Below are 12,026 nucleotides of genomic sequence, written 5' to 3'. Positions count from 1 at the left end.
CTCCGTTTCTAAATAAGTGTTAATTAATGATAAAATGGATCAAATTAGGATAAGAATAGCGGAAGCTGTTAGGTTTGATAAGAGAGATGATGAATTAAGATATTCTAAATTACAAGAAATAAGACTTTAAAAAAATATAGTATGAGGAAAACTAAAATTAATAGTGAAAAAGTTCATTGCATACAGGTCAAGGTATACTTGAAATGGATTATGTAGTGTTACATATAGAATCGGAGGAGCAATATGTTTATTCAAATCATTGGCGTCGGCAAACTGAAGGAGAAATATCTCGTGCAAGGGATTGCGGAGTATGCCAAGCGGTTAACGCCGTACCTCAAATTTCAAATGATTGAGGTTGCGGATGAGAAGGCGCCCGACACGCTAAGCGAAGCGGAGGTCGAGCAGGTGAAGGAGCACGAGGGCGAACGCATCCTCGCGCATATTAAGGGCGAAGCGCATGTGATTGCGCTCGCGATTGACGGCAAGCTTTACAGCTCGGAAGAGCTTGCCGATGAGATCGACAGGCTTGGCACCTATGGGACAAGCCATGTCGTGTTTGTGATCGGCGGCAGCCATGGGCTCGCCGATCAGGTGCTTGCACGCGCCCAAAGGCGGATGAGCTTTGGGCGCATGACGTTGCCGCACCAGCTGATGCGGCTGGTGCTGGTGGAGCAGATTTATCGCGCTGTGAAGATAAATCGGGGGGAACCGTATCATAAGTGATAGTAAAGGAAATAAGACGTGAAATTGTATTAAGCAGTCCATAAATCGAACAAATAAATCAGTAGTGAGATGGAAAAGGGATTAGTGTATATTTAACGAATGTAGTTATGACATTATTTAATAATAGATATTCTATAGTGAGCTTAATTCTAGGGATAATTCAAATATGAAAACAGGTCTTTTTTATTATAGATTTTTTATTTTATAAGTATATTTTCCCAAAAGGGAATAATTAGGATATAATTAAATTAGAAAAGGGTGAGACTTTATGGCTACAGCTGATCAAATAAAGCTACTTATCCAGTCACATTTTGACCAAGATGATGAGCGTTTCAAGACAATTGTATTACAGGTAGCAGCTTACGAAGCCCAAAAAGGGCACAAAGCATTTGCTCGAGACATTCGAGATATTGTTGATAAATCTAAAAAGGCTAATTCTTCTAAGATTATTCCTTTCAACAAAGATTTAAGTGACATGATATTGTCCGATGTAGTTGACAGCAGACTTACGGATTTGGTTGTAGCTGACGAAATTAGAAATCGAATAGAACGTATAATTAAGGAGCGTATTAATCGAGAAAAGTTAAAAAAGCATGGCTTAACTAACAGACGTAAATTACTGATAGCAGGTCCACCAGGGACCGGTAAAACTCTAACTGCATCGGTGTTAGCTGGGGAACTTAATTTACCATTTTGTACTATAATGGTTGATAAATTAATTACTAAGTTTATGGGAGAAACAAGTGTAAAACTTCGCCAAATATTCGATACGATTAGAGAAATACAAGGTGTATATCTTTTTGATGAGTTTGATGCTATTGGAACTGAAAGAAGTATGGATAACGATGTTGGCGAAATGAGAAGAGTTCTTAATTCTTTCCTTCAATTTATTGAGCAAGATAATTCGTCCAGTTTAATTATAGCTGCTACAAATAACCCAAAGATGCTGGATCAGGCCTTATTTCGAAGGTTTGATGATGTATTACATTATAAGCTGCCTGATGATGGACAAATATTACGACTTATAATGAATAGATTAGCAGAGTTTTCCTCCGAGAAGCTAGATTTAAACAGAGTTGTAAGTGAAGCAATAACACTTAGTCAGGCTGAGATATCTAAAGCCTGTGATGATTCCATAAAGGAAACAATTTTAAGCGATAAATCTTTTGTAGAAACAGAGCACTTGGTACAAATGCTTCAAGAAAGAAAAGATGCATATACATGAGGTGAATAAGTGAATGAGCGGTAATAGCCGAGTAAACTTTTTCTTAAATGATAGGGCGTCATCGTATCCGTATACTTCCAAAAATCAAGGTGGCGGTAACTCTAAAATAGTACCAATAGAAGATCGAAAAATTCATAGTTTAAGAATATCAAAACAACTTGAGAGTGCTTGGAATGAAGCGCAACTACTAAAAGATAAGAGAACTGCTGTATCATTACCGACAAAAAACGGTGTATATCTCGAATTTTATAGTGCTCCAGAATATGAACTTGCCACAAAAAGTCTAGAAAATCGTAGATCAGGTATAAGGTTAATGAATGTGAGATTGGAGAAGGAGGGAGATAAACCTGTAAGAAAGGCTACGGTGTTTATTCCTAAAGGAAAAGAGCACTATTTTTTGAAAAGGATCGAGGAATATTCTGATGACAAAAAACTCACAAAAGGCGGAAATCCTAAACACGAAAATTTAATTGCAAATATAGGGAATATTCGTTTAGCTGTCCTTGAATCGTTCTGGTCAGCTACCGATACAATGTGGATACCACAAGAAGACCCTAAATGGTGTGAGGTTTGGTTAAACAGTGATGATGTTGAAATTGAAAAGGAGTTTAGAATTCTTTCAGCAAGTCTAAATATACCTTTGCAGGATGAGACATTACACTTTCCTGAACGAACAGTTGTATTGGCTTTCACCAATAGGTCACAACTTGAAGAATTAATAGCATCAAGTCCTCATATTGCCGAAATAAGAAGAGCAGCAGAACTAACGAGCTTCTTTGTTGATTTAGAGAACAAAGAACAAACGGATTGGGCAAGAGAGTTGCTAGACAGGGTCACTGTAGATGAGAGTTCACTTGTCAGTGTATGTATTCTTGATACAGGTGTTACCAATGATCATATGTTATTAAAACCACTACTTAATGATGAGGATTGCTATAGTTATAATACTGAATGGGGAACATCGGATGATACAGGGCATGGGACGGCTATGTCTGGGCTGGTGGCATATGGTGATCTACAAGCTCTCTTGGAGGGAAAACAAGGTGTTGATCTAGTACATAAACTAGAATCAATCAAAATACTACCACCCAACGGAGAGAACGATCCCCAATTGTATGGAGCAATAACAACTCAGTCAATAAGTCGAGCAATAATCAATAACCCGGAAAGAAAAAGAATCATTTGCATGGCTATTACTGCACCCAAATATACTAAAGGTGACGGAAGTCCGTCATCTTGGTCTGCGGCTATAGATGAACTGACTGCTGGTGTTTTAGATGATCAAAGGAAATTATTCGTAGTTTCCGCGGGAAACTTGGTTGATTCAGATGATTGGAAGCAGTATCCTACTAGTAATAAGCTGCGTCCAGTACAAAATCCCGCTCAATCATGGAATGCTTTAACGGTAGGGGCATATACAGAGAAAGTGTTACTTGATAAGGGTAAATATATGACTCATAAGACTGTTGCACCAACTGGAGGTTTATCTCCATATAGCTCTACCTCGTATACTTGGGACAACAAATGGCCAATAAAACCAGAGATCGTTCTCGAAGGTGGAAATCTCTTGAAGGAGGAGTATGGGTGTTTTCAAAGCGAGGAACTCTCAATCCTTACCACGTTCCACAAACCATTGAACAGGCAGTTCGATACAATTTGGGCTACTAGTGCGGCAACAGGATCTGCTTCATGGATGGCAGGACAAATACAAGCTCAGTATCCTAATGCTTGGCCAGAGACAATTCGAGCGTTATTAGTGCATTCAGCTGAATGGACTGAAACAATGAAAGAACAGTTTTTAGGTGGAACAAAGAAAGGCGATATAAAAGAGTTATTAAGGATATGTGGTTATGGCGTTCCGGATTTGGAACGAGCGTTGTGGTGTGCGAAAAATAGTGTGAATATGGTCATTCAATCCGAATTGCAGCCTTATACTAAGATTGATAATAGGTATGTGACAAAGGATATGCACATTCACGAGATTCCATGGCCGAAGGATATTCTTTTAAAGTTGGGGGAAACAGAAGTTTCAATGAGAGTCACCCTATCTTATTTTATTGAACCAGGTCCAGGTGAAGTAGGATGGAAAGATAGATACAGGTATGCTTCTTGTGCGTTAAGATTTGACGTAAATGGTTTAGACTCAAGAGATGCTTTTCTAAGAAGGGTTAATGCCGCAGTTGAGTCCGAAGATGATAGTTTAGAGGGGGTTGGCGGGGCCAATTGGTTAATTGGTCCTCATACTAGGCACTTGGGGTCAATTCATTCTGACGTCTGGAGCGGGACTGCTGCAGAATTAGCCTCTAGTAATTTAATAGGTATCTATCCAGCAGTAGGTTGGTGGAGAGAAAGGAATTGGTTAGGACGTTGGGATAAAAAGATCAGGTACTCATTAATAGTGTCGCTACAAACACCTGATCAAAATATCGATTTGTATACGCCTATCTCAACGCAAATAGAACTTATGAATAGAACTGAAATTATAAATAAAATCTAATTCATGTTTAGTTATTGCCAATCAATATCCAAAGAGGTAAGTAAATGGAGATTCCTAAAAAAATGCAATCCTCCGATATGATTTATTAATAAATCAGGCATTAGCAATTGCCGACAAAGAATGGTTCGAAAAACTGGTTAAAAAGAAAAATGAACTTGCCGCTTTAGAAAAGAGGTGCGCCGTGACTTTGGTTTTATGATTAGTTTATGTAGGTAAGCCTTTGGTTTTGCACCCGGTTAAACTTACAATGGGGAATAAACACAGATGCCCTGTTGAAACAGTCTTAGACACTAAGAGAGAAAGTTTAAACGTTAGGATTCACGGATATCGACGTTTATGCAGTAATCTAATTGCTTAGCAGACGCTAAAGCAACTTAAAAACTTCAACTACTTAGATACCTTATAGCACTTGAGAACACATAATTGTGTTTCTGAGTGCTTTTTTTCGTTTTTAATAGAAGTTTTGTACTGTACCACAACATGTTCCTTTGTTTTTGGCAGGTAATTAAATTTTATACGAGAGGTCGGTCATCACGTCAATGGTACCGTATCATAAATAAGAGCAAGTTTTTGTATTGGCATAATATCTTCATTGTGTGTGAAAGGAAAGAGCTGCATGACAAAGAAATGGATCATCCCTGTGTAATCTTACTTGAAGAACAAGCACCCAATGGTATAGACATTGTGCAATTTGTGAAAATCCAAGCAGCGGAATCGGGTCGTCTGGGGGAAGGAAATCCGAAAGTCCCGCTTGATGTTGATTTTGGATAACCCTGGAGTCTGAGAGGATCGGGAGAAATCAGTTTCTATGCAGTTCAGTTTCTGGATAACGTAATTACAAATAAAATAAACGCATTCTAAAAAATGGTCTTGTAACTGAGGGCCATTTTTTTATTCACCAAATGAAATAATGCCACGCTTTTATAATCCCTATTTTTTTGTCTGTTTTTATAAAAAACTTGTAGCTCTTTAATACTTTTTTAATGATTCGTTGTGCTTGTAAAAAGGATGAACCGTCTGGTGAATAGACAAGTTTAAGGAATTTAAATTTCAGCCCCCTTGCTTTAGATCGGATTATCTGATCTGTCTATGAGGTTTTGCACAGAATTTCGCGCTTTATTGTCGAGTATTGTCTATTTTTTGTATAGATCCTTCTAATATGATAGAAGGGAACGCTTTGTAAATTGGACATATTTCCCGCTACAGTATGTACGTGGCGATGGTGGCCGAAGGAAAGGGGGAAAAAATAATAACGCAAGGTCAACGGCCTGCATACCCTGGCATTCATCCGTTTGTACGAACTCTTTAAGATTTCGATGATGGAAAGGATCGCTGGACCTAGGCAAAATAGCATATGTTTTTTTGCATGAGCCGTTATATCGGGCAGATGATCTTGCTGTCACCAAAATATGTTTTAGAGATTTAGAGGATGGGGAGGTTTCGGTATTGAAACAAAAACGTAGTATAGGTAAACCGTTGCTGTCTTTATTTATGGCAATTTTGTTTGTCTTGCAGACAGTGACGTTCTCTGCTGGTGCATATGCGCAGAGTGCGCCAAATGATTCCGGAACGGAAGCAGTCAGTGAATCTACTGGTACATATGCAGAGAGTGCGCCAAATGATTCGGGAACGGAAGCAAACAGTGAATCTGCTGGCGCAGATGAGGAGAGCGCACCAAATGACTCTGGAATGGAAGCAGACAGTGAATCCGCTGGCGCAAATGAGGAGAGTGCACCAACTGATTCCGAAACGGAAGCAGTCAGTGAATCTGATTCGCCGAGCTTGGAAGAATCGCTGTCAGCACCTGAGGAGAAGAATGATAAAGCGCCCAAAAATTTCACTCTGATGGCGGCAGGCCCGACGGACAAAACAGCGGTGTTTATGGAAGCGAATGCAATCTTTCCGCTAAAGGTGACGCAGGGAACTGACATTGCCCCAGGCGGAACTATTCAGGGCCGGCAGGCATTTACTCTCATATCAGAAGGTCTCAAGGTACCAGTAAATGGTGATGACCCAAATCCAACCAATGCAGATCCAAGCAAATACATCCAAAAGGGTGACTGGATTGAGCTGAAGAGAGAAGACTATTTCAAGGAAGTAGTACTGCCTCCAGTTACCAAAAACTTGATGGCAACAACTGACTATGGTTTGAAACAACTTGGCACCGCCTATTTTACTCAGAATAGCATCAAAATTGTATTTAATGGCGATGATACGTTTTTCAATGGCATTGGAGTAAACGTTACCTTTAGCTTTGATACCACTGCCAATTCGGATTTGACTGGCATAGAATATGGCGATACAAAGCCTATCTCGATTTTCGGGGGAGAATATCAGCTAAAGAACCCAGATGTTACAGCGAAATACAATCTCACGTTGACCTCACCGGGAATGAGAAGTAGTTCCTGGGCTTATCGTATAATTAATCCCGATTTCTTTGTAGCGGGAGCGATTACTTGGCAGTCTACTGTATCTGCCTTCGATCAATTTGATAATAAAATTAAACTACCTTTGGATGGGAAGACATTTTATACGAACCCTGCTTCCTATAATATGGATTCCCCTTCATCTACGTATCGAGTCAGTGGTATCTATATGCCAGGTTCATTCAAAGTAAATGATGAGCTGGTAGAACCAACCATTGATGCCAATGGCGCTCTAAGCTATGTCTTCCCGAAGGGAACGGGTATAGATCCGAAGGTCGAATATAAAACCTGGATTCCAAAGGGAGGCTACTATTACGAGTATCGGAGTCCTGCGGGCGATCCTGGTCGTGCTGTGAACATGAACGGCAAAGTGGAGCTGAAGGATGGCAATGTTGTACTTGGGAATAGAAATCTGGAAATTGTTTTTGCTCCCGACTGGATTCAAGCCAGCGCCTCGTATGACAATTCTAATGAAACAATCATATGGAAAATCACTGTTAACCAGTATAACAAAAAAGGGTTAAAGGACTTTACCATCACAAATGTATTACCTGCTGGGCTCGACTTCTCATCAGCTGAATGGCAGACGTGGGAGGATGGTGTTGCATCTGAGTTACAACCGATTACACCGGATGCCAACAGCATTTATTCATTTGGGAATATTAACGGTAGAGTGGAACTGGTAATTAAGAGCAAGGTAACAAGTGGTTCTAACTTTAGAATTGACCCGCGTGCCAACTGGAATTTGGATACACCGGACGGTATTCAGAACAATGATGCGACAACTGGTTTAAGACCTGTCTCAGTAACTGACGAGGCAATCGTGACGATCGGTGCGCATACTTTTACAAAAAGTGGATCTGTTTCGATGGAGGATTATAACCTCGGTGCCATCACATGGACTGTTAATCTAGCGCCACAGTATGCCCTGCCAGATGCGGTGGTATATGACGTGCTGGTGCATGGCGGAGATTTGAACGTCTTGGATAATGCAGTAGATACAACCGGCGAGGTTAGCCCAGAAACGATTGCAAAAATCAAAGCCAATGTTAATACTTCTCAGCTGTGGAAGCAGTATCATTTGGGAACCTTGAAGAGCGTAACCAATGCAACCAGCTTAACCATGAAAGCCATTCCTTTGACGGTGGACGGAGAAGTGGTGGCAGATTTAATCAAGGTGACGGGATACACCGACCAAGCTTCATCCTTCAGCTTCCGTGCACTTGAGACCAACCCAGATATCCTCTTTAGACAGGATACGAACACAGAGAAAGCACGTTGGAATCGGGCTTTGCTATTTGACGGCGGAGCTATAAAAAAAGCGGAAAACTACGCCAATCTTCATTTGCGTATGCTGAACAAGGATATGCTTACGGCATCCTATCCTATTAAGAGGGATGGGAAGGCTGACACATGGTATACCCCGAACAATGTTAACCGTTATATCGGTTATGATGGTTCATCAAGCTTTGACGAATACACCTTGGCTGGTTATGACCGGACAACCAAGACGGTCACCTTCAGACTAAGCGTTAATATGCCGGGCTACAATACGGTTGAAATGGCGAAAAGCGGTGGAAGCCGGGTCATAACCGATGTGAAGCTGGTAGATACCTTGCCAGAGGGATGGGAGTTCATTCCGTTTTCCGCGGAGAAGGATTTTGAGCTTTGGAAAGGTTATTCGGATAATGGCAGCGGCACTGGATATGGGTTTCGAAACAACGCTGTTTCAATCATCGAGCCAAACGACCCTGCTCATGTCGTAAACTTCTCCCATAGTGGCAGCGAAGGCACCTTCACCTTCTCTAAATTGGAAGGCCCTTATGTCATCTTGGTAAAGGCAAGACCTTCGAATGAAGCTTTGGCGAAGTATTTGGACGAATACACGACCAATGGCACAGACAAACAGGAGCTGTATAACAAAGCCGACCTTCATATGACATGGGGGGGAGTAGAGAAGGTTCTTACTGAACAGCGTAAAATTATCGTGCCCATTCAGACCTTGGCCAAGTTGGTAACAAAGCCAGTTCCAGGGGTACTTGAATGGACGGTGAACTATACCCCTCCATTTAACATGAAGCAAGATGTTTATTTGCAGGATACTTTAGGTGCAGGGATGAATCTGCGTTATGAAGGAAACGGAAAGCTTGTGCTGACAGCGCCGAGTATGGCGGTCTATCCTGCAAAACTGACTGCCAGCGGTACTCTGGAACATGAGGGTGCAGCACTGGACTTAAGCGACCCGAATGCTGAAGTGCAGGTAGAAGTTGCACCAGGCACAGAAGGCACCACAGTTCTAAAATTCAAAATGAAAGACCCTAATAAGTTTTATCAGTTTGTGTATCAGACAGAAGTTGATCCGTCTAAAGTGAAAGCTGGGGACAAAATGGGCAATGAGGTGAAGCTGGAGGGCGATGACAATCTGAAATCTGTCAGTGCCAGAAGCGAAAGTACGCTGGACAGTACAGACGTGGCCGGCAGTTCAAGTACCAATGCTTTGCTGCCCCTGAAAAAGGTAGATCCCGATGGAAATCCGCTGAAAGACGTAGAGTTTACACTCTATAAGAAGAGCGACGGAACTCAAATCGCCCAAGGAACTACCGATAGCGGAGGAAAACTTAATCTGCTTTTCCCAGACCCAGGCTATTATGAGCTGAAGGAAACTTACATTGACACAAATACTTGGTTGCCAACGACAAGAGTTTATCAAGTATATGTGGGGAATACGCCTGGGAAGCCCATCTGGGTAGATGGCGTGAAAGTAACCTTTGATAGTCCGCTGATCGTGCCTACGCCGACCCAAGGCAAGTTGACTATTTCTAATAAGGTGGAAGGCAACGGAAGTAATTTGAACAAAGAGTTTGAGTACACCGTGACCTTCGTTGGCGATGGCAAGGACGGAGAGTACACCTTTAAGAAGTCAGATAATACGTTTGGTACGATTAAGAACGGAGACAAGATTACCCTCAAGAACGGACAAACTGCGACGTTGCAGGCATTGCCTGCGGGTATGGATTATAAAGTAACGGAAGGCGATTATACGACCGTTGACGGTTATACGACTGAGCCTGGGACGAGAGAGCTGTCAGGCAAAATCATAAACAAAGGCGATCACAAAGCAGATTTTGTCAACAAACGATACGTTTATAATCTGAACGTGAGCAATACGGTCATGGGTAATGGCGGTGACAAAACGAAGGAATTCGAGTACACCGTCAACTTTGAGGATACAGGCAAGGATGGAAGCTATGCGTATACGAAGTCGGATGACAAGACAAGTACACCAGGCACGATCAAGTCTGGCGAATCCTTCACCCTCAAGAGTGGAGAAACACTGAAAATTGTGGGACTGCCGAACAATCTGAAATACACGGTTACCCAGAAAAACTACACGGCGGATGAGTACGTGACTACTCCTCAGGAACAGAACCATACTGGAGTTATGAAAGGCACTGATGAAGATGCCCCGTTTACGAATACGCGAGTCTTGAAGGGCGGACTGCTCATCAGTAACGCGGTTAAAGGTAATGGCGGTGACAAAACGAAGGTATTCAATTACATCGTTGCCTTCACAGGAGAGGGAGCCGATGAATCCTATGACTATGTAAAGTCGGACGGCACCAAGGGTAAAATTAAGAGCGGAGATACCTTCGAGCTTACTGATAGCCAGACGATCGTTATGCAAGGACTTCCAACGTATCTCGAGTACAAGGTGACTCAAGATGATTATTCGGAAGACGGCTATGTGACAGATCCTGAACTTTTCGTTCACATGGGTTCCATTCCAGCGAAAAGCGCGGCTGAAGCACACTTTGTCAATACCCGTCAGCTTCCAGTTCTGGAAGGCGTGCTGCGTGACAACAACACAGGAGAAATCATCCCGAACGCGGAAATCATCGTAACGAACAAGAAGACCAACGAGCAGCAAACGATTTGGACGAACGAAAATGGTGAATATTCGGTTCTGGCCGCAGCGGATACGAACTATACGATCACATATACGAAGTTGTATCACGTTGGTGGGAAGGATGTCCCTGTCAAGTTCACCCAAAAAGGAAATGTGAACAACGGCGTGACGAACGAGACCGTTCCAGCGGACATTACGGCGGTAGGGATCGTTTTGTTCAAGCAGTTGAATGGAACGAAAGAGCTATTCAATAATGTCTTTACCAGCAAGATGTCTATCTATTTGAAAGACAAGGACGGCAACTATATTCAGGAGAACGGTCATCCTAAGGCGTTTCCGATGGCTTCGAACGGAGCCTTCTCCGTGGAAGGGCTAAGCGAGCAGCAGTATACCATGGAAGTTCGCTACCAAGCTGAGACCGGTGAGGAACTGCTCTTAAACGTGACGAAACTGAACGTGAATGCTAACGGAGAACTAAATATTTCTGAAGCATTGGTCGACCCTTACGGTACTGTATATGATGAAACGACAGGAAATGCAACCACTGGCAAAAAAATTGAAGGAGCCAAAGTTACATTGTATTATGCGGATACGCAGCGCAATAGAGATAAAGGCCGCACTCCAAATACGAAAGTAACGCTTCCTCCGGTTCCGAATTTTGCGCCGCATGACAACAAGAGTCCTGAGCAGGATAGCGACGCTAATGGATTCTATGCATACATGGTGTTTCCTGAAGCCGATTATTATTTGATCGTAACGAAGGATGGATACGAGACGCACAGAAGTGATACGATTTTTGTTGACTTCGACATTGTGAAATATGATGTGCCGATGAAGCCGTTAAACAGCGGCGGTGCACCAGGCCCTGTTAACCCTGGACCAGGACCAGTGAATCCAGGCCCTGTTAACCCTGAACCAGGACCAGTGAATCCAGGTTCTGTCAACCCTGGACCAGAGCCAGTAAATCCAGGCCCTGTCAGCCCTGTTCCTGACCAGCCTGGCAACGTCAACAATGGGACTAACAACATCGACGATGTGGCTGATAAGGCTGGTAACGGAATTGGTAATGTCGGTGACTTAGCCGATAAGGGTGTGGGCAATGGAAATAACGATTTGGACGATGCTCCGCAAACCGGAGACAACAGTGCATCACCATTCTTTTATATGATGTTGGCACTGATGTCCTTGGCGACGATCGGGTTCTGTCTAATCGGCAACAAGAAGAAAAAGCACATCCAATGATCGGAA

The 12,026-nt window shown here is 42.5% G+C and carries 5 protein-coding genes; all 5 read left to right on the top strand.

Annotated features, from left to right (window positions below; all coding sequences use genetic code 11):
• Positions 1-243 precede the first annotated feature (243 nt).
• The 5 genes from rlmH (at position 244) to ABE099_RS18465 (ending at position 12,020) form a co-directional block, all read left to right on the top strand.
• The gene (gene rlmH / locus ABE099_RS18485; protein WP_430032698.1) at positions 244-723 is read left to right on the top strand and encodes a 23S rRNA (pseudouridine(1915)-N(3))-methyltransferase RlmH; all 480 of its coding nucleotides are present in this window, start codon (positions 244-246) and stop codon (positions 721-723) included.
• Positions 724-991: 268 nt separating this feature from the next.
• The gene (locus ABE099_RS18480; protein WP_430032696.1) at positions 992-1,948 is read left to right on the top strand and encodes an AAA family ATPase; all 957 of its coding nucleotides are present in this window, start codon (positions 992-994) and stop codon (positions 1,946-1,948) included.
• Positions 1,949-1,961: 13 nt separating this feature from the next.
• Positions 1,962-4,445, top strand: coding sequence for a S8 family peptidase (locus ABE099_RS18475; protein WP_430032693.1), 2,484 nt, complete (start codon positions 1,962-1,964; stop codon positions 4,443-4,445).
• A gap of 627 nt (positions 4,446-5,072) precedes the next feature.
• Positions 5,073-5,216, top strand: coding sequence for a hypothetical protein (locus ABE099_RS18470; RefSeq protein ID WP_430032691.1), 144 nt, complete (start codon positions 5,073-5,075; stop codon positions 5,214-5,216).
• A 675-nt stretch (positions 5,217-5,891) separates the two neighbouring features.
• A complete protein-coding gene (locus ABE099_RS18465; protein WP_430032689.1) occupies positions 5,892-12,020 on the top strand; it encodes a DUF7601 domain-containing protein in 6,129 nt (2,042 codons plus the stop codon).
• The last annotated feature ends 6 nt before the right edge of the window (positions 12,021-12,026 follow it).

This window comes from Paenibacillus turicensis (genome assembly GCF_050461185.1).
In the GTDB taxonomy this organism is placed as follows: Bacteria; Bacillota; Bacilli; order Paenibacillales; family Paenibacillaceae; genus Fontibacillus; species Fontibacillus turicensis_A.
Note: the sequence above shows the minus strand (reverse complement) of the source record. Positions and strands in the feature narration are given on the sequence as shown.